Origin of the sequence: Rhizobacter sp. (assembly GCF_046595475.1) — a bacterium.
GTDB lineage: Bacteria > Pseudomonadota > Gammaproteobacteria > Burkholderiales > Burkholderiaceae_C > Rhizobacter.
The window spans coordinates 15,579-35,818 of sequence record NZ_JBKJOQ010000042.1; the positions used below are offsets into that span (position 1 = coordinate 15,579).

Consider the following 20,240-nt stretch of genomic DNA (forward strand, 5'->3'; position numbering starts at 1 on the left):
ACATGACCACCACATTCCTCAAAGTCAGCGGCCTGAAGGTGGCCTATGGCGGCATACAGGCGGTAAAGGGCGTGTCGTTCGAGGTCAACGAAGGCGAGCTTGTCAGCCTGATCGGTGCCAATGGCGCAGGCAAGACCACCACGCTCAAGGCCATCACGGGTTTGCAGCCAGTTGCCGCTGGCGAAATCGAATACCTGGGCCACTCCATCAAGGGGCAAGGCCCCTGGGATCTGGTCAAGCAAGGTCTGGTGATGGTGCCCGAGGGACGCGGCACTTTCACGCGCATGTCGATCACCGAGAACCTGCTGATGGGTGCCTTCGTGCGCAAAGACAAAGAGATCGACGCCGACATCGACAAGGTGTTTGGCATCTTTCCGCGCCTGAAGGAGCGCCGTAACCAACTGGCCGGCACCATGTCGTGCGGTGAGCAGCAGATGCTCGCGATGGGCCGTGCGCTGATGGCCCGGCCCAAGGTGCTGCTGATGGACGAGCCTTCGATGGGCTTGTCGCCCATCATGGTCGACAAGATCTTTGAGGTGGTGGCCGACATTGCCAAGCAGGGCGTCACGATTCTGCTGGTCGAGCAAAACGCCAGCCGCGCCTTGCAGCTCGCCAACCGGGGCTACGTGATGGAGTCGGGCGAGGTCACGATGAGCGGCGAGGCATCTGCCTTGCTTAGTGACCCTAAAGTGCGCGCCGCCTATCTGGGCGAATAGCCAGCACGTTTCTGCCAGACGACCAAAGTCACCTCCGGCTGTTTGAAGGAGGCTTTCGCGCGGCCCCGAATCTATACTTCTTCGCAGCCCGTCTTGGCATGTCACCCGTGAGAGGTTTCCACAATGAACTCAACTCTGTTCAAACAACTCGCACTTGCTGCGGCGGTGAGCACGCTGCTTGCGGGCTGCGGCTCCACAGCCCCCTCCATGGGGGGCAACAAGGGCACTGTTTCGGGTTCGGCCGGCGGTGAGTCTGCGCAGAACAACAACAGCCAGCTTGAGAAGTGCGGCGAGACGCTCGGCACCATCGCGCTGGAAGAAGAAACCAACGCGCCCTGGTATTACGAGCTGCGGCGCAACCAGCTCGGCTCTACGCTGCCAGTGCTGCGCCTGATGATCCAGCAGAGCAATTGCTTCGTGATCGTGGAGCGTGGCCGCGCGATGAACAACATGATGCGTGAGCGCCAGCTCGAATCTTCCGGCGAAATGCGCCAGGGCAGCAACTTCCAGAAAGGCCAGATGGTCTCGGCCGACTACACCCTGAGCCCGGCCATCCAGTTCTCTGGCCGCACGGGTGGCGCAAGTGCTGGCCTGCTCACCGGCAAGCTGGGCTTGCTCGGCGCGGTGGCCGGCAACGTAAAGCGCAACGAGGCGTCGACCACCTTGCTCTTGATCGACAACCGCTCTGGCGTGCAGATCGCTGCATCTGAAGGCACGGCCGGCAACTTTGACTTCGGCATGTTCGGCGCGGCCTTCACCGGTGGCTTGGCTGGCGGCGGGGGCGGCTACTCCAACACGCCACAGGGCAAGGTGGTGGTGGCGGCGTTTGCCGATTCGTTCAACCAGATGGTCAAGTCGCTGCGCACCTACAAGGCGCAAACCGTCAAGGGTGGCCTGGGCACCGGCGGTCGCCTGGGTGTGGACGGCGGCAGCACGCCGGCCTCACGCGAGATCAAGAGGTAGCCCCCGCTTTCGTCAAGGCTCGGGCCTGGCCCCGAGCCTGTCGCGATTCAATCGCCGTGCTTGTCGGCTTCTGAGGTGAAGCTGTCGGCATAGAACTCGTCGAGCGGCAGATTGCAGTGCGCGACGAAATCCCTTTGTGCCGAATCCACCATGATCGGGGCGCCACAGGCATACACCTGATGGCCCGAAAGGTCAGGCCAATCGGCCATCACCGCCTGGTGCACGAAGCCGGTGCGGCCCGCCCATGCGTCTTGCGCTTGCGGCTCGGAGAGCACTGGCACATAGCGCAGATTGGGCATCGTTCGTGCGGCCTCTGCGCACCAGTCGTTCATGTAGAGGTCGACCTTGCTGCGGCAACCCCAGTACAGCACGGCAGGCCGCGTGATGGCCTTGAACCGCATGTGCTCGATGATGGCTTTCACGGGGGCTAAGCCGGTGCCGCTGGCCAGCAGCACGACGGGCTTGGCGCTGTCTTCGCGCAGGAAGAAGCTGCCGAACGGGCCTTCGAGGCGCAAGATTTCTTTCTCTTTCATCGCACCGAACACATGATCGGTGAACACGCCGCCCGGCATGTGGCGTATGTGCAGCTCGATGCCCGGTTTGTCGCCTTGCATGCCGGGTGCGTTGGCCATGCTGTAGCTGCGGCGGTGACCGTCGCGCAGCACGAACTCGATGTACTGGCCGGCGCGGTACTGCAGCGCATCGTTGGCGGGCAGCTGCAGCTGCAGCACCGCCACGTCGTGCGTGGGCTTGGTGAGGGTGGTCACGCGGCACGGCATCTTGCGCACCGCGAAATCGCCGGCTCCGGCCACAGTGCGTGCTTCAAGGATCACGTCTGTTTGTGGCGCTGCGCGGCAGGTGAGGGTGTAGCCAGCTTCTTCTTCAGCCGGGCTTAGCGCCTTGGCCTGGTGAGTGCCGTGAATCACCCGGCCTTCGATCAGCTTGCACTTGCACGAGCCACAAGCGCCATCGCGGCAGCCATAGGGAAGGCCCACGCCTTGGCGTATGGCTGCCACCAGAATCGGCTCGTCGCGCTCGACGGTAAAACTCACTCCACTGGGCTGGACGGTCACGTTGAACGTCATCGGATAACCTCGCTCGCACAAAACACAAAACAGCCGGCGATTTTGCCCGCTTGTTACTAGGCGCGCCCGTCCATGCCCCTTCTGGCCAGCTTTCCCACCCGCTTCAAACGACCGACGTTGCTGATCATCGGGTGCGGCGACGTAGGCCTGCGCGTGGCTCGGTTGCTGAGCGGGCAATGGCGCCTGCTCGCGCTCACCTCAAGCCCGCAGCGCGCGCCTGCCTTGCGCGAAGCGGGTGTGTTGCCCCTGATCGGCAACCTGGACTCACCCGAGACCCTGGCACGCCTGGCCGGCTTGGCCGACGCGGTGCTTCACCTCGCGCCGCCACCGGGGCTAGGCGAAACCGACACGCGTACTCAGCATTTGCTGCAGGCTCTGGCGCGCAAAGGCCTTGTGCGGCGCATCGTGTACGCCAGCACCAGTGGCGTGTATGGCGACGCGCAAGGTGCGCGTTTCAACGAAACGCGAGCGGTGAACCCAGCCACCGATCGCGCCCGGCGCAGAGTCGATGCAGAGGCCCGCATGCGCTGGTACGGTCGCGCATTCGGAGTGCGGGTCAGCGTGCTGCGCATTCCGGGCATCTACGCCGGCGACCGGCCTGGCGGCCACCCGCGTGAGCGCTTGGCGCGCGGCACACCCGTGCTCGCGGGCGAAGACGACGTGTACACCAACCACATCCACGCCGACGACTTGGCCCGCGCCTGCGTGGCTGCGCTGCACCGCGGCCTGCCGCAACGCATCGTGCATGCGAGCGATGACACCGAGTTAAAGATGGGTGACTACTTCGATCTGGCCGCCGACCTGTGCGCGTTGCCACGCCCACTGCGGGTGCGGCGGGCAGAGGCTGGCGAGCAGCTTTCGCCCACGCAGATGTCGTTCATGAGTGAGTCGCGCCGCCTCGACAACCAACGGCTCAAGCGCGAGCTGCGCTTGAAGCTGCACTACCCGACAGTGACCGAAGGCCTGCTCGCCTGAAGCGCGGAACTCAGCGGCGCCGCTGATTGAAGGGCGTTTGCCCGCGCCAGTAGCGGATAGTGAGGAAGCCGCCGACCATGCCGCCCAGGTGGGCCAACGAGCCCAGCCCACCGGCCAGGCCCAGCACCAGCGAGATGGCACCGAAGACCGCCACGAACACCTTCATCTTCATCGGGATGGGCGGGAAGAGCGGCATTATGGTGCGGTCGGGGAAATACATCGCCGTGGCCATCAGCAAGGCATAGATGGAACCCGAGGCGCCCACCAGGCTGTTGTTGCCCATACCGGGCAGGGCCGTGGCAATCACGAAGGTCAGCCCGCCGAAGACGGCACCGATGGCGAGAAAGCTCAAGTAGCGCTTGCGGCCCCACATCATCTCCAGTTCGGCACCGAACATCCACAGACCCAGCATGTTGAAGAAGAGATGCAGCGTGTCGCCATGCAAGAAGGCATAGGTGAGCAGCTGCCAAGGCCAGAAGAGGCTGCTGCCCACAGGGAAGAGCGCGGTCCAGTATGCGATGGGCGTGAACTGCTGCAGGCAGAAAATGCCCGTGCAAGCCAGCATCAGGAACTGCGTGATTGGTGGAATCGGGGGCATGCGTTAGGCGGGAAGAATAAAGCGGCAAGGGTACCCGGTTTGCCCGGAGACGCCTGAGAGCTGTGGCAAAATCTCGCCCTCTGCTGCACCGGCCTCGGTGGCGAAATCGGTAGACGCGCGGGACTCAAAATCCCGTTCCGCAAGGAGTGTCGGTTCGATTCCGACCCGAGGCACCATCCATCATCACGGTTCGAACTTCAGGGTTTGAACTTGTCCGCAAGCTGCGCCCAGCAGCCCGAGTAGACGGCGTCGAGTGCGCCTCCATTCAGCGCAAAGCTCGTAGGCACCAGGCGGTAGCGGCTCTCGAACATGAAGGCCAAGGTGTTGTCCAGCTTGTGCGGCGCCAGCGGCGCCGTGCTGGCTTTCTCGAAGGCTTCGGCGTCGGGCCCATGCGGCACCATGCAGTTGTGCAGAGACGCGCCCCCGGGCCGAAAACCTTGCGGCTTGGCGTCGTACTCGCCGTACACCAAGCCCATGAACTCGCTCATGAAGTTGCGGTGGTACCAGGGCGGGCGGAAAGTGTCTTCCGCCACCAGCCAGCGCGGCGGGAAGATCACGAAATCGCAGTTGGCCGTGCCGGGTGTGTCTGAGGGTGACGTGAGCACAGTGAAGATCGACGGATCGGGGTGATCGAAGCTGATGGAGCCGAGGGTCATGAAGTGGGCGGTGTCGTACTTCACCGGCGTGAGGTTGCCGTGCCAGGCCACCACGTTGAAGGGTGAGCGCGCGAGCGTCGAGCGCCACAGGCACCCGCCGAATTTTTTGATCAGATCGTGGGGCCCGGCGCTGTCTTCGAAGCTCGCCACCGGGGCCTGGAAATCGCGCGCATTGGCCAGGCCATTTGAGCCTATGGGCCCCAGCTCGGGCAGGCGAAAAAGCGCGCCGTGGTTTTCGCAGATGTAGCCGCGAGAAGGGCCGTCGAGCAGAGCCACGCGAAAGACGATGCCGCGGGGAATGAGTGCGATCTCGCCGGGGGCAATCTCGAGCACGCCCAGCTCGGTGCGTATCGACAAGCGCCCTTGTTGCGGCACCAGCAGCATTTCGCCATCTGCATTGACGAGCGCGCGCTGCTGCATCGAGCGATTGCAGGTGTAGATGTGGACGGCCATGCCCGTCTGGCTTTCGACGCTGCCATTGGTGGCGAGGGTGCTGATGCCGTCGACAAAGTCGGTCGGTGTCTCAGGGATGGAGAAGGGGTGCCAGCGCAAGGGCTCGGGCGGCATCACCGCGCTTTGTGGGGCCGCGCTCAGCCAACTCGCCTGCTCAAAGGCCTCATAGCGGCCTGACACGACGGAGGGCTGCCGGCGGTACAGCCAAGAGCGCCGGTTCTCATGGCGCGGCGCGGTAAAGGCCGTGCCCGACACCAGCTCGGCATACAAATCGAATGGTGCGCGCTGCGGGCTGTTGCGCCCTTGTGGCAGCGCGCCGGGGACCGCCTCGGTAGCAAATTCGTTGCCAAAGCCGCTCTGGTAGCGATGAACATCGTTCGTCATGGGGCGCATTCTGCCGGGGCGTGCCGCGCATGTCACCGCTTCCCCATGGCCTTTGAAGGCCCTGCCACAATGCGTCGAGAACAGAACTGCCCAAGAACAGCATGGTGCGATACAAGACGATTGAAGACGCGATCGGGCACACACCACTTGTGCGCCTGATGCGTGTGCCGGGCGTTGACAACGACAAGCGCGGCAACGTGATACTGGGCAAGCTGGAGGGCAACAACCCGGCGGGCTCGGTGAAAGACAGGCCGGCCATCAGCATGATCCGACGGGCCGAAGAGCGCGGTGACATCAAGCCCGGCGACACCCTCATCGAGGCCACCTCCGGCAACACGGGCATTGCGCTCGCGATGGCGGCTGCTATTCGCGGTTACCGCATGGTGTTGATCATGCCGGAGGACCTGAGCATCGAGCGCGCGCAGACCATGAAGGCCTTTGGTGCCGAGCTGGTCCTCACCCCGCGCAGCGGTGGCATGGAGTACGCGCGTGACCTGGCCGAGCAGATGCAGCGCGACGGCAAAGGCCGGGTGCTCGACCAGTTCGCCAACGGCGACAACCCGCGCGTGCACTACGAGACCACAGGCCCCGAGATCTGGGCCGACACCGAAGGGCACGTCAGCCATTTCGTGAGTGCGATGGGCACCACGGGCACCATCACAGGCACCTCGCGTTTCCTGAAGGAGAAGAAGCCCTCGGTGCAAGTGATCGGCGCCCAGCCGGCCGAAGGGTCACGCATTCCGGGCATACGCAAATGGCCTGAGGCCTACCTGCCAAAGATCTACGACCCGACCTGCATCGACGAGACCGTCAACGTGACGCAAGACGCGGCTGAAGAGATGGCCCGCCGGCTCGCACGCGAAGAAGGCCTGTTTGCCGGCATCTCTGCTGCTGGCGCTTGCTGGGTGGCGCTGCAAATCGCCAAGACGGTGGAGAACGCCACCATTGTCTTTGTCGTCTGCGACCGTGGTGACCGCTACCTGTCCACCGGCGTTTTCCCCGCCTGATCAGCCCTATGAAGCATCAACACACCTACTGCCCCAACTGCGCCACGCCGCTGCAGCAACTGTCGATCGACGAAGACGGCGGCCCCAAGGTTCGCACCCGCTGCCCAGCCTGCGAGTGGACGCACTGGAACAACCCGACCCCCGTGCTCGCTGCGGTGATCGAGTTGGCCGACCGCGATGGCCAGGTGCTGCTGGCACGCAATGCGGCCTGGCCTGGCCGGTTCTTCGGGCTCATCACCGGCTTCATGGAGGCGGGTGAAACGCCGATGGGCGGCATCGAGCGCGAAGTGGGCGAAGAAACCTCGCTCAAGGTCGATGCGCTCAAGCTGATCGGTGTCTATGACTTCCAACGCATGAACCAGGTGATCATTGCCTACCACGCGGTAGCGCACGGCGAGATCGTGTTGTCGCCGGAGCTGGCCGAGTACAAGACCATGGCTCCCGCCGAGGTGAAATGCTGGCCCGCGGGCACGGGTCAGGCGATGGCCGATTGGCTTATCTCGCGCGGCATCACGCCACAGTGGATGGACCTGCCGCCACGTCGGCCCACTGAATGAGGCTCAGCCCATGGACTTTCACAAAGAACTCGACACCCGCGGCCTGAACTGCCCGTTGCCCATCCTCAAGGCCAAGAAGGCCCTGGCGGACATGAGCAGCGGTGACATTCTCAAGGTGGTGGCCACCGACCCCGGCTCGGTGCGTGACTTTCAGGCCTTCGCCCGGCAAACGGGCAATGAACTCGTCGAGCAGTCAGCGGCGAACGACGAGTTTGTGCATTACCTGCGTAGGCGCTGAGCGCGGGGGCCGAGCGCCGGGCCGCTCCCAAGCCGGCCCGCACCCCCTCGGGGGATCGGTCGGCGTACTTGCCGACCGAGGGGGCGTCATCAGATTTCGACCGAACGCAGGTACTCGCGAAAGCCCGGGCCCAACTGCGGGTGCTTGAGCGCCAACTCCACATTGGCCTGCAAGAAACCTTCCTTGCTGCCGCAGTCGTAGCGCTTGCCTTCGTAGCGGTAGGCAAACACCTTCTCGCGGCGCAGCAGGCCGGCAATGCCGTCGGTGAGTTGGATCTCGCCACCCACGCCGCGCGGCTGGTTGGCGATCTCGAGGAACACTCCGGGTGTGAGGATGTAGCGGCCGGCCACCCCCAGGCGCGAGGGCGCGTCTTCGGGGGCGGGCTTCTCGACGATGCGGCTCACATCCATCAACACATCGTTGACCGGCGTGCCGTCCACGATGCCGTAGCGGCGCGTTTGCTCGGCCGGCACCTCTTGCACAGCCAGCAACGAGACGCGCCACTCTTCGAATTGCTCGGTCATCTGCTGCAGCACGGGTTTTTCGCCGACCATCAGATCGTCGGCCAACAGCACGGCGAAGGGGTGGTTGCCGACCAGGCGCTGGGCGCACAGCACGGCGTGGCCCAGGCCCAGCGCCTGAGGCTGGCGCACGTAGATGCACTCCATGTCATCGGGTTTGACCGATCGCACAACGTCCAATAGTTCCTGCTTGCCCGCCTGTTCGAGGGCTACTTCGAGCTCGAAGGTCATGTCAAAGTGGTCTTCGATCGGGCGCTTGTGGCGGCCGGTCACGAAGATCATTTCGCGCACACCCGCTGCGTAGGCCTCTTCGACGGCGTACTGGATCAGCGGCTTGTCGACCACCGGCAGCATTTCTTTGGGTTGTGCTTTTGTCGCGGGCAGAAACCGGGTCCCCAGGCCTGCCACCGGAAAGATCGCTTTAGTGACTAACATTTGCTTACAATCATGAAAGTAGGGGAAGTGCTTCGAAGATTGTGTCACGCGGTTTGTGACGCGTCGTGTTGTGACGCGGATGCACCGAGCATGGGTGGGATTGCATGGATGTTTTGATCATTGAGCCGCTGGAAGCCGAAGTCACTCAGTGGCTGGCAGCGCGCTATTCAGTGCGCTATGCACCTGAGTTGCTGCGCGACACCCGCGAGTTCCGCCAATCACTCTACAACGTGCGTGCCCTGATCCTTCCTTCGGTGCTGGCGCTGGATGCGCCTACGCTGCACTACGCCCCGGTGTTGCGGGCGGTGGGGCGCGTAAGCGGTGGTGCAGAAAATATCGATCTCGACGCCTGCTCGCGGGCCGGCATCGAAGTTGTGCGCAGCCTCACCGCCACCGCGCAGGCCGAGGCCGAATTCATGATCGGTGCCATGCTTTCGCTGCTGCGCCGCGTGCCCGTGGAAGGCGCTGACGGCATGCTGGTGGGCCGCGAGCTGGGGGCCTGCACCGTGGGCCTGATCGGCATGCCGCCCGCGGGCAAGGCCATGGTCAACATGCTGAGCGGCTTCGGCTCGCGCATGGTGGGCTACGACCCCTCGCTCCATGCCACCGACGGCGTGTGGGAGCGCTGGCGTGTCACCCCGCTGGGCTTGCGCGACCTGCTGGAGACGAGCGACGCGGTGTGCGTGCAGCTCAACTACTTCAGCCGTTACCAGGGCCTGCTGGGCGAGCGCTTCTTGCCCTTCTGCAAGCCGAACCAGGTGATCGTGAGCGTGGCGCACTCTGGCGTGTTCAACGAGCGCGCCCTGGCCGACGTGCTCATCAGCGGCCGTGTGGCGGCGGCCTGGCTCGACAGCCTGGAGCCCGGCGCGCTGGACGAAGGCCGACCGCTCAGGGGCATGGACACCCTGCAGATCACGCCTCGTGTGGCCAGCACCACCCGCGAATCGCGCTTGCGAAGCTCGTGGGCCGTGGCCAAGCGCATCGACGAGCTGCTTGCGGCCACCCCACCCGCACCGCGCGAATTCAGGTCGACCGACCCAGGCGTGCCAACTGATCTTGCAGCCGAGCAAGAGCCGCAGTGAAGTCGGCAATGCGCTGCTGCTCCTGAGCCACCACGGCAGCCGGCGCGCGCGCCACGAAAGACTCGTTAGACAGCTTGCCGCTCGCCTTGGCGATCTCACCTGTGAGGCGGGCGATCTCTTTGTTCAGGCGCTCGGTTTCGGCCACCACATCGATCTCTACATGCAGCGCCAGGCGCGCCTCGCCATGCACGACCACGGGTGACTGCTGCGTGGCCAGGGAGAAGGCCGCTTCGTCGTCGAGCACGTTCACTTCCGACACCTTGGCGAGAGCCTTCAGCACCGGCGCAGCTTCGCGCAAAAAGGCCTGGTCACCATAGCCGTTGAGCGGCACGCGCACGGCCGGCGAAATCTGCATTTCGCTGCGCAGCGTGCGGCAAGCACCCACCATGCCCTTGAGCTTGTTCATCCACGCGTCGGCTTGGGCATCGATGCGGTCGAGTTGCGCCTTTGGGTAAGCGGCGTTGACGATGCTGTCGGTCGCCTTGCGGCCCGCTATCGGCGCCACCGTGTCCCACAGCTCGGCGGTGATGAAGGGCGTGATGGGGTGCAGCAGGCGCAGCATGGTTTCCAGCACGCGGATGAGCGTGCGGCGCGTGGCACGCTGCTGTGATTCGTCGCCCGTTTGAATTTGCACCTTGGCGATCTCGATGTACCAGTCGCAGTACTCGTCCCACACGAATTGATAGATCGTGTTGGCCACGTTGTCGAGGCGGTAGTCGGCAAAGCCTTGCGCCACCGCCGCTTCCACGCGCTGCAGCTCGCTCGTGACCCAGCGGTCGGCCTGGCTGAAGCTCAGGTAGCCGTGGGCCGACCCGCCCGGCGCGCAATCGGCCTTGGTGTGCTCCTTCAGCCCGCAGTCTTGCCCTTCGCAGTTCATCAGCACGAACTTAGTGGCGTTCCAGAGCTTGTTGCAGAAGTTGCGGTAGCCCTCGCAGCGCTTGGTGTCGAAGTTGATGTTGCGGCCCAGGCTCGCGTAGCTGGCCATGGTGAAGCGCAGCGCGTCGGCGCCGTAGGCCGGCATGCCTTCGGGAAATTCTTTTCTCACCCGCGCCGCCACCTTGGGCGCGGTCTCGGGCTTGCGCAAGCCCACCGTCGATTTCTTCACCAGCGTGTCGAGGTCCACGCCTTCGATCAGGTCGACCGGGTCGAGCACGTTCCCTTCGGATTTGCTCATTTTCTTGCCTTCACTGTCGCGCACCATGCCGTGGATGTACACGGTCTTGAAAGGCACGCGGCCGGTGAAGTGGGTGGTCAGCATGATCATGCGTGCCACCCAGAAGAAGATGATCTCGTAGCCTGTGACCAGCACGCTGCTGGGCAAGAAGAGATCGAGCTCCTGGGTCTTCTCAGGCCAGCCCAGCGAAGAGAACGGCACCAGCGCTGACGAGTACCAGGTGTCGAGCACGTCTTCATCGCGGCGCAGCTCGCCGCTGTAGCCCGCCTGCTGCGCTTTTGCACGGGCTTCGGCTTCGTCGTGCGCCACGAACAGCTCGCCGTTCGTGCCGAACCACGCGGGAATCTGGTGGCCCCACCACAGCTGGCGCGAAATGCACCAGTCTTGAATGTTCTTCATCCACTGGTCATAGGTATTGACCCAGTTCTCGGGCACAAACCGCACTGAGCCTGACGCCACCGCATCGACCGCCTTCTGCGCAATCGACTTGCCATCTGGCCCCGGCTTGCTCACCGCCACGAACCACTGGTCGGTGAGCATGGGCTCGACGATGGCGCCGGTGCGTGCGCAGCGCGGCACCATCAGCTTGTGCTTCTTCACTTCGACCAGCAGGCCCAGCGCTTCCAGGTCGGCCACCACCTTCTTGCGGGCGACGAAGCGGTCTAGCCCGCGGTAGGCCACGGGCGCGTTGTGGTTCACCTTGGCATCGAGATCGAGCACGCCAATCATCGGCAGCTTGTGACGCTGGCCCACGGCGTAGTCGTTCACGTCATGCGCCGGGGTGACCTTCACCACGCCGGTGCCGAAGGCGCGGTCGACGTAGTCATCGGCAATCACCGGAATCGTGCGGTCGCACAGCGGCAGCGTGACTTGCTTGCCGATGAGCGCGGTGTAGCGCTCGTCTTCCGGGTGCACCATCACCGCGGTGTCGCCCAGCATCGTTTCGGGCCGCGTGGTGGCCACCACCACTTCACCGGAACCATCGGCCAGCGGGTAGCGTATGTGCCAGAGAAAGCCATCTTCTTCTTCGCTTTCGACTTCCAGGTCAGACACCGCCGACTTCAGCACCGGGTCCCAGCTCACCAGCCGCTTGCCGCGGTAGATCAGGCCCTGCTCGTAGAGCGTGACGAAGGTCTGAGTGACCACCTGCGACAAATCGTCGTCCATGGTGAAGTACTCGTGCTTCCAGTCAACAGAGGCGCCCATGCGGCGCATTTGCTGCGTGATGGTCGAGCCCGAGACTTCTTTCCACTCCCACACCTTGGCCACGAAGTTCTTGCGGCCCAGGTCGTGGCGGCTGATTTTTTGCTGCTCCAACTGCCGCTCCACCACGATCTGCGTGGCGATGCCGGCGTGGTCGGTGCCCGGTACCCACAGCGTGTTGTCGCCCTTCATGCGGTGGTAGCGCGTGAGCGAATCCATGATGGTCTGGTTGAACGCATGGCCCATGTGCAGCGTGCCCGTCACATTGGGCGGGGGCAGCTGGATGCTGAACGATGGCTTGGCCGCATCGAGCGTGGGCTCGTAGGCGCCGGTGCGCTCCCAAAGGCTGCCCCATTTGGCTTCAATGGCGGCGGGTTCAAACGATTTGGCAAGTTCGGTCATGGGACAGATGGGCCAGGAAAGCGGCGCCACGAAAGGTGAGCGGGGGAGGCCGGAATTGTAGGCGGCGTGCTTGGCGCACCGGCTATGCTTCCGGGCCACAAGGGGGTGCATTTCATGTCCAAACTCAGCAAAGTCTTTCTGACCCTGGCCTTGTTGGTCGGGTTCGGGGCGGCGCTGTTTTTCGCCCTGCGCGGGCAAACGGCGGCCGTGGCCGAGCTGGCCGTTTCGAGCGCCACCGATCTCACCGGTGTGATCGCGCTCGATGTCGAGCCCTTCTTCAAGGACGAGCGGGTGCGCAAGATCCTGGCCGACAACCGCTTGCCCGTGGCTTTCACCCGCGTGGGCAGCCGCGAAATGGCCACCAAGGTCGTGCCCGGCCAGATGCCTGACTTCCTGTTCCCTTCGGGCGTGGTGGCGGCCAACCAGGTGAGTGACGCGGCACGCAAAGCGGGCGTTGCAGTGGCGCAGTCGTCGCCGTTCTACTCGCCGATGGTGATCGCCAGCTGGGCGCCCATTGCCCACATATTGGTCGCCAACGGCATGGCCAAGCCGCTGGGTGACCGCACCTACGGCGTCGACATGGCCCAGCTCACCGCGGCCATGCTGGCCAAGAAGAAGTGGAAGGACCTGAAAGACGCCAAGGCCTATGACGTGGGCCGCAGCGTGCTGGTGTCCACCACTGACGTGCGGCGCAGCAACTCGGCCGCCATGTACCTGGCGCTGAGCAGCTACGCGGTGCAAGGCGACGTGGTGACCGACCGCGCCACCGCGGTGCCGCTGGCCGCCAAGCTGGCCGAGCTGTTCAAGCGCCAGGGCTACCAAGAGAACTACGTCAACGGCAACTTCGACGACTACGTCGCCATCGGCATAGGCAAGACGCCCATGGCCTTCATCTACGAGTACCAGCTCGTCAACTACGCGCTGGAGAAAAAGGGCATTGGTGCCGACATGGTGCTGCTCTACCCCCAGCCCACCATCGTCAACAAGGTTGTCTTCATCGCGGTGAGCGAGCGCGCCAAGGCCCTGGCCGATTTGCTGGCGCGCAATGCCGAGCTGCAGCGCATTGCGGTGTCTTACGGCTTCCGGGTGGCGGACAGCGGCGTCTTCATGCAGGCCGTCAAGCAGACCGGGTTGGCGGTGGAGGAGCGCATCACGCAGGTGATAGACCCGCCGTCGTTCGAGCTGATGGCCGAGATGATCGACGTGGTGACCAAGGAGATGGCGCAATGAAATGGATGCTTGCCCTGCTCGCGCTGGCCTTGGTGGCCTGCGGCAAACAAGAGCCCCAAGCGCCGCCGGCGCTCGACAAGCCGGCCTTTTCCGTGCTCGCCACCAGCGACCTGAAAGACGCCCAACCCTTGGAGCAGATGGTCGAAAAGGCCACCGGCGTGCGCCTCAAGTTCAGCTTTGGCGGCACCATGGAAAGTACCGAAGCGGTGCTCAGCGGCAAGACCGCGGCCGACGCCGCCTGGTTCGCCAACGCCAAGTACCTTTTGAGCGACCCCGCGGGCCAGAGCCGCGTGAAGCTGCAAGACAAGATCATGCTGTCACCCATTACCGTGGGTGTGAGCCAGACCGCGGCCAAACGCCTGGGCTGGGACGACCCCGCGGTGGCCGCCAAGGTGGGCTGGAAAGAGATCACCCAGGCCGCATCGCAAGGCAAGCTCGTCTACGCACTCTCCAACCCCGCCACCTCGAACCAGGGCTTCATGGCGCTGATGGGCGTGGTGGCAGCAGCCAGCAACAAGGCGGAGGCCTTGACGGCGGCCGACGTTGACCGCGGCGCCATCGCTGGCTTTTTGAAGGGCTACAAGCTGGTCGGAGACAACTCCACCTACCTGGCCGAGAAGTTCATCGAACAACAGGGCTCGCAACCCGGCCAGGTCAACAGCTTCATCAACTACGAAAGCTGGCTGCTCTCGCTCAACAGCGGCGGCAAGCTGCGCGAGAAGCTGGTGCTGGTGTACCCGCATGAGGGCGTGTCGACCGCCGACTACCCTTTCATGCTGCTGAAAGACGAGCGGCGCGACGACTACGAGAAGGTCGTGGCTTACCTCAAGGGCCCCGATGCGCAGAAGTGGCTGGCGCGCCAGACCCTGCGCCGCCCAATCAACGGCGAGGTGGCCGCCACCGTGGGCGACCTGTTCCCGAAGGAAGGCATGCGCATCGAGCTGCCGTTTTCACCCGATCGCCAGCTGGCCGATGGCCTGATCGACGCCTACCTCAATGAGTTCCGGCGCCCCATCGCCAGCACCTTCGTGCTCGACACCAGCGGCAGCATGGAAGGCCAGGGGCGCCGTGCGCAGCTGGTGCAGGCGCTGCACTACGTGGCCGGTGCCGACAGCTCGCTGACGGGGCGCTTGGCCAAGCTCACCAACCGCGAGCGGGTGTGGATGCTGCCTTTCTCTGACCAGCCGGGGCGCATGACCTACTTCGAGCTGCCGGCCGGCCGGCCGCAGGCCAAGGGCGTGCAGGTGCAAGAAGACTCTGAAGCCAAGCAGGCCCTTTTGGCCGACGTGCGCACCTACGCCGACAACCTGCGCATGACCGGTGGCACGGCGCTTTACGACAGCGTGCTGGCCGCCCTGCAGCACATGCTGGCGCAGAAGGCCAAGAACCCGAGCTACCAGTACTCGGTGGTCGCGTTCACCGATGGCGAAAACACAAAAGGCAAGAGCCTGGAGCAGTTTCAGCAGGCTTATGCCGCACTGCCCGAAGACGTGCGCGGCATTCCGGTCTTCATGGTGCTGTTTGGCGAGGCGAAAGAGGCTGACCTGAAGGCGCTGGTGCAGACCACCGGCGGCAGGGTTTTCGATGCGCGCAAGACGCCGCTGTATGCGGTGTTCAAGGACATACGGGCTTATCAATGAGTGCAGACGGCGAGTGATGATCGACAAGCTGCTTCGTGTCTTGCTGAGCCCTGCCAACTGGGTCGGGCTGGCCTTGGCCACCGTGGTGCTCGTGCTGAAAGCACTCGACCTCATCGGCATTGCAGGCCTGCCGCTCGCGGTGCTCGGCTACGCCGCCGGCTTCGTGTCGGGTGGTCTGTGGCTGGGATTCCCCAAGCTGAGAGGCCCGATGTGGGAAGACGCGCTCGAATTCAGTGACGACGGCGATGCCCGCGAAGCCATGAGCCGAGCGCTCAGCGGGGTGCGCGGCCTGGTCCAGTACAACCCCGAGAACCGTCTGCCCGCCAGCCTGCAAGCCAAGGCGCTGGAGCTGTGCAAATCGCTCGAAGGTTTGCTGGCACAGTGGGAGCGCAGCAAGGGTGCGTTGTCGCTGCAAGAGGGCTTCCATGCGCGGCACATCGCCATCTCCTATCTGCCTGATGCGCTGAAGGCCTACCTTTCCATCCCCACGCAATACGCCAGCAGCCGCGTGCTGCAAGATGGCAAGACGGCACAAGACATCTTTCGCGACACGCTGGTGGAGCTCGAAGGCAAGGTGACCCAGCTGGGCGACGACTTGGCCAGCCAAGATGCTCATGCCTTCCTGGTGCATTCGAAGTTCCTGCATGACAAGTTCGGCAACCACGCGTTGCTTGAAACATCTACCCCGACGGAGGCCCCCAATGCCAAACTTTGACGACACCCCCACCGTGGCCACGCCCCTCACACCCAACTTCCAGCTCACGCCACCCGAAGTGATCACGCCGGTGCCGGCCGAGGCCACCCAGGCCGCCGTCCCTCTGAAGCCCGCCCTCGCCACCGCGGTCGACGACCAGGTCGACCGTTTCATCGACGCGCTGATGACCGAAGACGTGCACAGCAGCGCCTTCAAAACCAAGCTGGACAGCGCCTTTGCGCTCGGCCGTGAAGAGATATCAAACGCTGCGGGCCTGATGCAAGGCCGCTTCTTGCAGCGCAACTTTGTGGGCGCCGAAGACAGCTCGGCCTACAAGGCGATCGGTGACATTCGTGGCCATCTCGACAAGCTCAACCCCGGCAACGAAGGTGACCTTCTGGCGCCGAACAAGATCCTCGGCATCATCCCCTTCGGCAGCAAGCTGAAGGCCTACTTCCGCAAGTTCGAGAGTGCGGGCTCGCAGCTGCAAAAGTCGATGAGCCAGCTCTACGCCGCGCGTGACGACGTGCAGCGCGACATCGTCGACATCGAAGCTACGCGTACCAAGCTGTGGGACGCGATGCAGCAGCTTGCCGGTGCCGCCCACTTCGCCACAACACTAGACACCAAGCTGGCCGCCCGCGTGAACGAGCTGCAGGCCACCGACCCGCAACGCGCCACCGCCTTGCAGCAAGAGGTGCTGTTTTACGCGCGGCAAAACCTGTCTGACATCCTGACGCAGCAGGCGGTGTGCGTGAATGGCTACCTGGCACTCGACGTGCTCAAGAAGACCGGCCGCGAAATGATGAACGGCTGCAGCCGCGTGGCCACCACCGGCATGAGCGCGCTGGCTGTGGCGCAGACCGTGGCGCGTGCCACCGGCAACCAGATCCAGGTGATGGAAATGCTGCAGGGCGTTAACGCCACCATCGGCAGCCTCATCAGCGAGACCGGCAAGCAGCTCAACAACCATGTGGACGCCACCGCGCAGTTCGCCAGCAACCCCATGATCGGCATCGACAAGATCAAGGAGATGTTCGACCAGACCTTCAAGGCCATGGACGCGATGGACACCTTTCGCGCCAAGGCCATTGACGTGATGGGCCAGAACAACGCCATCATGGCCGAGCAACTTACGCGCAGCGAGCAGTACCTCGACCGCGTGCGCCAGCAGCAGGCGCGCGAGGCCGGCAAGGCGCAGATTCAGGGGCCTGTGGCGCTGTAAAGAGGCTCTTCAGTCGATCAGCTGCAGCTCTCGTGCGCGGGCGATGGCTGCGGTGCGGCAGTTCACGTCGAGCTTGGCAAAGGCATTGCGCAGATGCCACTTGGTCGTGCACAGCGCGATGCACGAGGCTTCGCTGATCGCCTTGTTGCAATAGCCCTTGGACACCAGCTTCAAGATGTCGATCTCGCGCACCGTCAGCGGCTCCAGCGGCGGAGCAGGGCGGGCGATGGTGCTGCTGCTGAAGTGCATTGGCCTGTCGCCCGGCGCCGGTGCCGCCGGCTGCTTGATGTAGCTCGTCGGCGGTGGGCCCAGCAAGCGGCCGGCGCTCGACGCGGCCGCGATCAGCTCCGGCAGCGCCGGAACATCATCGAACACCGCGCGGCCGAAGCCGAGGGAGCGGGTGGTTTCCAGGCAGCGGTTGAGCCCGTCGAAGGCTTCTTCCACGCGCGCGGCGCGCCAGTGGCAGACCGCCTGGGCGAGCTCCAGCGGCATTTGGCGGTAGACGTGGCCGGCGCGCTGGGCGCTGTCGCGCAGCACCTGCAGCAAGGCCTGGCATTCGCCCTGGCGTTGGGCGTGCATCCACAGCAAGGCCTGCGCAAACCCGCGGCGACCCCAGGGCTCTTCGTACTCGCGGGCAGACTTCCAGTCGCCGCGCGTGGCGTGCTGGGCGAGGCCGAATTCCTTGCCCGTGGCGTCCGCCCGCTCAAGCTCGCCCTGCAGCAGATGCAGGCGAACCTTTTCGAAGCACAGCTGCGCCAGGAAGCTCGGGTGGCTACCGTCCTCGACGACGCTGTGCGCGTAGTCGAGTAGTTGAAAGGCTTCTTCATGCCGGCCCTGGATGGACTTGAGGCGGGCGAGCACCGTGTAGGCAGTGACGAAGTTCTCCACCGTCGATACCGCCGAGATGAACGGGAGCAGCTCCACCAACAAGCCCTGCGCTTCGGCGAGCCGGTTCCGCTCGTAGCGAGAACAGGCGAGCGCGATGGCGGCGTTGACCCAGGCCGGGCTGCGCGGGGCACCCTTCACGGCCGCGAAGATGCGCTCGCATACCTCGCCGGCCGCCTTGAAGCGGCCCTGCGCGCGATCTGCCTGGCACACCAGCGTCTCGCCGTAGCTCATGACATAGACGTTATTGGCCTGCTGGCCCACGTCGCGGCCGCGCAGGGCCAGGCGCCTTGCAGCGTCGAACTGGTTGCGCCGCAGCAGGCGCGAGGCCTGCGCTGTCATGAGGATGCCGGTGTAGAAGGCGTCGGGGCTGCCGCCTGTGGGCACGTCGACATCGAAGGTCAGTGGCTCGTCTGAGGTATCGGCACGCATCACCATGGTCAGCAGCTTGAGGCGGAACTGCTGCGCCTCCTGCTCCTCACGGCTGCCGGCCAGGCCTACGCGTGCCGAATGCGCTCGCGCCTGGCGCAGCATCTCGCCAGCACTGGCGAAGCGCCGCGAAAGAATCAGGCTCAAGGTGTAGGCGCAGCTCAAGCCGTTGTCGCTCAGGATCTCAGCGGGTGTCAGCTCTTCGGCCCAGCGCCGGATCTCGAGCATTTCACCGTTCTCCATCCAACTGCGGGCGCAGCGTGAGGTGAGCTCCACGCACCAAGCGCGGTCGCCCGCGGCGAAGGCGTGCACCAGTGCCTCTTCGGTCATCTGGTGTTCGGCGAACCAGTGGCTGGCTTTCTTGTGCAGCGCGGGGATGCGCTGTGGCTGCTCCCGCGCCAGGCTGCTACGGAGAAAGTCGAGAAACAGCAGGTGATAGCGATACCAGTGGCGGTGGTTGTCGAGCGGCTGCACGAAGAGCTGCGACTGTTCCAGCTGTTCCAGCAGGTCGTCGCTGTGGGTGACGCCCAGCAGCGCATTGCACAGGTCACCGTTCATTTTGTCGACCACGGCGCTGACGAGCATGAACTCGCGCAGCTCTGCTGGTTGGTCATGCAGCACCGCTCCCGCAAGGTAGCGCACCACGTCTTGATGCGAACCACTGAAGCGCTGCAAGGCATCGCTGAGGTGGGTCGGGTCGTCGGCCGACAGCAGCGCCAGCTTGGCGCCCGCCACCCAGCCTTCGGTGCAGCCGTGGATATGCTCGGCGTCGGCGGCCGCCAGCTTGCGCCCGTGCAGCTTGAGGCTCAGCTCCGCAATGCCCGCCACCCCCAGGTTGAGATCGAGGGTGCCGAGCCGGGTCAACTGGTCCTGCAGCTTGAGTTGACTGAGCGGCAGATTCGGCATGCGCCGGCTCGAAATCACCCATCGCACATGGGCAGGTGAATGCTGCAGGATCTCGCGGAAGGCGTGCAGCACGGTCTCGCCGCTGAGCCATTGAAAGTCGTCTAGCACGATGGCCAGGTCAGCCTCGATGCGGCCCAGGCTTTCGAGGAACACCGCGGTCACGTGTGCCAGGGGCAGCTCCCCTTCATCGCCCAAGGGTCCGGTGACATAGGCCTCGAACTCGGGCACGGCGGTGCGCACCGCGGCGACCAGGTACGAGAAGAAACTGCGCGGGTCGTTGTCATGTGGGTCCAGCGAAAGCCAGGCCACGGGGCGCTGTGTGCTCGCGCGCGCATGCCATTGGCTGAGAAGCGTGGTCTTGCCCGACCCGATCTGCGCCACCAGCAGCAGCAGCTTCTTCTGCGCCGCCTCGTCGATCGCGCCCAACAGGGTGTTGCGCTCGATCAGGGCCGAGGCGAGTTGCGGTGGCCGCAGCTTGGCGTGAATGAGGTGGGCGCGCGGTAACAAGGCGGGCGCACTTTCAAGACGGGGGGATGGCAGCTCGCTTGCGTGCACAGGCCTGTTCAATGCTGGCTCCTCTGCTGGGTGCGCAACAGCGCGCGCCGCCACGGGACTCTAGCGGCCAGCGCTGCGTGAGCCAAGCGTGTTGCCACCAGTGCTCACAATTTCTCCCCCATCCTTTTGAACGGTGCAAGCGCCCGATGCCGCAGCTACCGTGCCGGCAGCCCCAGACCTCGGGGAAAAGTCGCGCGCCAGAGCGACCGAGGGAGTTCATCCCAACA

The 20,240-nt window shown here is 64.4% G+C and carries 17 protein-coding genes and 1 tRNA gene; 12 read left to right on the plus strand and 6 right to left on the minus strand.

Going from position 1 to position 20,240, the window contains the following annotated elements:
* Window positions 1-2: 2 nt before the first annotated feature.
* Window positions 3-716, plus strand: coding sequence for an ABC transporter ATP-binding protein (locus tag AC30QB_RS07840; RefSeq protein WP_489545640.1), 714 nt, complete (start codon window positions 3-5; stop codon window positions 714-716).
* A 123-nt stretch (window positions 717-839) separates the two neighbouring features.
* A complete protein-coding gene (locus AC30QB_RS07845) occupies window positions 840-1,679 on the plus strand; it encodes a CsgG/HfaB family protein (RefSeq protein ID WP_489545641.1) in 840 nt (279 codons plus the stop codon).
* Between the two features lie 47 nt (window positions 1,680-1,726).
* Here the strand turns inward: AC30QB_RS07845 and AC30QB_RS07850 are convergent, their stop codons facing one another.
* A complete protein-coding gene (locus AC30QB_RS07850) occupies window positions 1,727-2,764 on the minus strand; it encodes a CDP-6-deoxy-delta-3,4-glucoseen reductase (RefSeq protein ID WP_489545642.1) in 1,038 nt (345 codons plus the stop codon).
* Window positions 2,765-2,836: 72 nt separating this feature from the next.
* On the opposite strand from AC30QB_RS07850, the gene AC30QB_RS07855 reads away from it, so the two are divergent.
* Window positions 2,837-3,739: an SDR family oxidoreductase gene (locus AC30QB_RS07855; protein ID WP_489545643.1), complete on the plus strand. Its 903-nt coding sequence runs from the start codon at window positions 2,837-2,839 to the stop codon at window positions 3,737-3,739.
* 10 nt (window positions 3,740-3,749) lie between these two features.
* On the opposite strand, the gene AC30QB_RS07860 is transcribed toward AC30QB_RS07855, so the two are convergent.
* Window positions 3,750-4,337 (minus strand): rhomboid family intramembrane serine protease, encoded by a 588-nt coding sequence (locus AC30QB_RS07860; protein WP_489545644.1) that lies wholly within the window; start codon window positions 4,335-4,337, stop codon window positions 3,750-3,752.
* 91 nt (window positions 4,338-4,428) lie between these two features.
* Between AC30QB_RS07860 and AC30QB_RS07865 the strand changes: the two genes are divergently transcribed.
* Window positions 4,429-4,513 (plus strand) — tRNA-Leu (locus tag AC30QB_RS07865).
* A 21-nt stretch (window positions 4,514-4,534) separates the two neighbouring features.
* Here the strand turns inward: AC30QB_RS07865 and hmgA are convergent.
* Window positions 4,535-5,830 carry a homogentisate 1,2-dioxygenase gene (gene hmgA / locus AC30QB_RS07870; RefSeq protein WP_489545645.1) on the minus strand — a complete coding sequence of 432 codons (1,296 nt, stop codon included), beginning with the start codon at window positions 5,828-5,830 and terminating at the stop codon, window positions 4,535-4,537.
* Window positions 5,831-5,931: 101 nt separating this feature from the next.
* Here hmgA and cysM point away from each other — a divergent pair, with 101 nt between their 5' ends.
* Genes cysM through AC30QB_RS07885 form a run of 3 tightly spaced genes read left to right on the plus strand, consistent with a single transcriptional unit; the run spans window position 5,932 to window position 7,632 of the window.
* Window positions 5,932-6,837: a cysteine synthase CysM gene (cysM, locus tag AC30QB_RS07875; protein ID WP_489545646.1), complete on the plus strand. Its 906-nt coding sequence runs from the start codon at window positions 5,932-5,934 to the stop codon at window positions 6,835-6,837.
* A gap of 8 nt (window positions 6,838-6,845) precedes the next feature.
* Window positions 6,846-7,394 carry an NUDIX domain-containing protein gene (locus AC30QB_RS07880; RefSeq protein WP_489545647.1) on the plus strand — a complete coding sequence of 183 codons (549 nt, stop codon included), beginning with the start codon at window positions 6,846-6,848 and terminating at the stop codon, window positions 7,392-7,394.
* A 10-nt stretch (window positions 7,395-7,404) separates the two neighbouring features.
* Window positions 7,405-7,632, plus strand: a complete 228-nt coding sequence (locus tag AC30QB_RS07885; protein ID WP_489545648.1) for a sulfurtransferase TusA family protein — start codon at window positions 7,405-7,407, stop codon at window positions 7,630-7,632.
* An 89-nt stretch (window positions 7,633-7,721) separates the two neighbouring features.
* On the opposite strand, the gene galU is transcribed toward AC30QB_RS07885, so the two are convergent.
* Window positions 7,722-8,588, minus strand: a complete 867-nt coding sequence (galU, locus tag AC30QB_RS07890) for a UTP--glucose-1-phosphate uridylyltransferase GalU (RefSeq protein WP_489545649.1) — start codon at window positions 8,586-8,588, stop codon at window positions 7,722-7,724.
* A 104-nt stretch (window positions 8,589-8,692) separates the two neighbouring features.
* On the opposite strand from galU, the gene AC30QB_RS07895 reads away from it, so the two are divergent.
* Entirely contained in the window at window positions 8,693-9,670 is a 978-nt protein-coding gene (locus tag AC30QB_RS07895) for an NAD(P)-dependent oxidoreductase (protein ID WP_489545650.1), read from the plus strand.
* On the opposite strand, the gene AC30QB_RS07900 is transcribed toward AC30QB_RS07895, so the two are convergent.
* Window positions 9,612-12,449 carry a valine--tRNA ligase gene (locus tag AC30QB_RS07900; RefSeq protein WP_489545651.1) on the minus strand — a complete coding sequence of 946 codons (2,838 nt, stop codon included), beginning with the start codon at window positions 12,447-12,449 and terminating at the stop codon, window positions 9,612-9,614. The genes AC30QB_RS07895 and AC30QB_RS07900 overlap by 59 nt on opposite strands.
* A gap of 114 nt (window positions 12,450-12,563) precedes the next feature.
* Here AC30QB_RS07900 and AC30QB_RS07905 point away from each other — a divergent pair, with 114 nt between their 5' ends.
* The 4 genes from AC30QB_RS07905 to AC30QB_RS07920 are packed head-to-tail and all read left to right on the plus strand — an operon-like array spanning window position 12,564 to window position 17,238.
* Window positions 12,564-13,679 (plus strand): hypothetical protein, encoded by a 1,116-nt coding sequence (locus AC30QB_RS07905; protein WP_489545652.1) that lies wholly within the window; start codon window positions 12,564-12,566, stop codon window positions 13,677-13,679.
* Entirely contained in the window at window positions 13,676-15,319 is a 1,644-nt protein-coding gene (locus AC30QB_RS07910) for a vWA domain-containing protein (protein ID WP_489545653.1), read from the plus strand. Before AC30QB_RS07905 ends, AC30QB_RS07910 begins: the two co-directional genes overlap by 4 nt.
* Before the next feature lie 16 nt (window positions 15,320-15,335).
* Window positions 15,336-16,034 carry a hypothetical protein gene (locus tag AC30QB_RS07915; protein WP_489545654.1) on the plus strand — a complete coding sequence of 233 codons (699 nt, stop codon included), beginning with the start codon at window positions 15,336-15,338 and terminating at the stop codon, window positions 16,032-16,034.
* Window positions 16,021-17,238: a toxic anion resistance protein gene (locus AC30QB_RS07920; protein ID WP_489545655.1), complete on the plus strand. Its 1,218-nt coding sequence runs from the start codon at window positions 16,021-16,023 to the stop codon at window positions 17,236-17,238. The genes AC30QB_RS07915 and AC30QB_RS07920 overlap by 14 nt, the downstream gene beginning before the upstream one ends.
* A 9-nt stretch (window positions 17,239-17,247) precedes the next feature.
* Here the strand turns inward: AC30QB_RS07920 and AC30QB_RS07925 are convergent, their stop codons facing one another.
* On the minus strand, window positions 17,248-19,965 hold the full coding sequence (locus tag AC30QB_RS07925; protein ID WP_489545656.1) for a winged helix-turn-helix domain-containing protein: 2,718 nt from the start codon (window positions 19,963-19,965) through the stop codon (window positions 17,248-17,250).
* Window positions 19,966-20,240 lie beyond the last annotated feature (275 nt).

Bases quoted from the DNA above. Each gene is read 5' to 3' on its own strand.
- AC30QB_RS07840 (WP_489545640.1), top strand. From the start codon at position 3: ATGACCACCACATTCCTCAAAGTCAGCGGCCTGAAGGTGGCCTATGGC.
- AC30QB_RS07845 (WP_489545641.1), top strand. From the start codon at position 840: ATGAACTCAACTCTGTTCAAACAACTCGCACTTGCTGCGGCGGTGAGC.
- AC30QB_RS07850 (WP_489545642.1), bottom strand. From the start codon at position 2,764: ATGACGTTCAACGTGACCGTCCAGCCCAGTGGAGTGAGTTTTACCGTC.
- AC30QB_RS07855 (WP_489545643.1), top strand. From the start codon at position 2,837: ATGCCCCTTCTGGCCAGCTTTCCCACCCGCTTCAAACGACCGACGTTG.
- AC30QB_RS07860 (WP_489545644.1), bottom strand. From the start codon at position 4,337: ATGCCCCCGATTCCACCAATCACGCAGTTCCTGATGCTGGCTTGCACG.
- hmgA (WP_489545645.1), bottom strand. From the start codon at position 5,830: ATGACGAACGATGTTCATCGCTACCAGAGCGGCTTTGGCAACGAATTT.
- cysM (WP_489545646.1), top strand. From the start codon at position 5,932: ATGGTGCGATACAAGACGATTGAAGACGCGATCGGGCACACACCACTT.
- AC30QB_RS07880 (WP_489545647.1), top strand. From the start codon at position 6,846: ATGAAGCATCAACACACCTACTGCCCCAACTGCGCCACGCCGCTGCAG.
- AC30QB_RS07885 (WP_489545648.1), top strand. From the start codon at position 7,405: ATGGACTTTCACAAAGAACTCGACACCCGCGGCCTGAACTGCCCGTTG.
- galU (WP_489545649.1), bottom strand. From the start codon at position 8,588: ATGTTAGTCACTAAAGCGATCTTTCCGGTGGCAGGCCTGGGGACCCGG.
- AC30QB_RS07895 (WP_489545650.1), top strand. From the start codon at position 8,693: ATGGATGTTTTGATCATTGAGCCGCTGGAAGCCGAAGTCACTCAGTGG.
- AC30QB_RS07900 (WP_489545651.1), bottom strand. From the start codon at position 12,449: ATGACCGAACTTGCCAAATCGTTTGAACCCGCCGCCATTGAAGCCAAA.
- AC30QB_RS07905 (WP_489545652.1), top strand. From the start codon at position 12,564: ATGTCCAAACTCAGCAAAGTCTTTCTGACCCTGGCCTTGTTGGTCGGG.
- AC30QB_RS07910 (WP_489545653.1), top strand. From the start codon at position 13,676: ATGAAATGGATGCTTGCCCTGCTCGCGCTGGCCTTGGTGGCCTGCGGC.
- AC30QB_RS07915 (WP_489545654.1), top strand. From the start codon at position 15,336: ATGATCGACAAGCTGCTTCGTGTCTTGCTGAGCCCTGCCAACTGGGTC.
- AC30QB_RS07920 (WP_489545655.1), top strand. From the start codon at position 16,021: ATGCCAAACTTTGACGACACCCCCACCGTGGCCACGCCCCTCACACCC.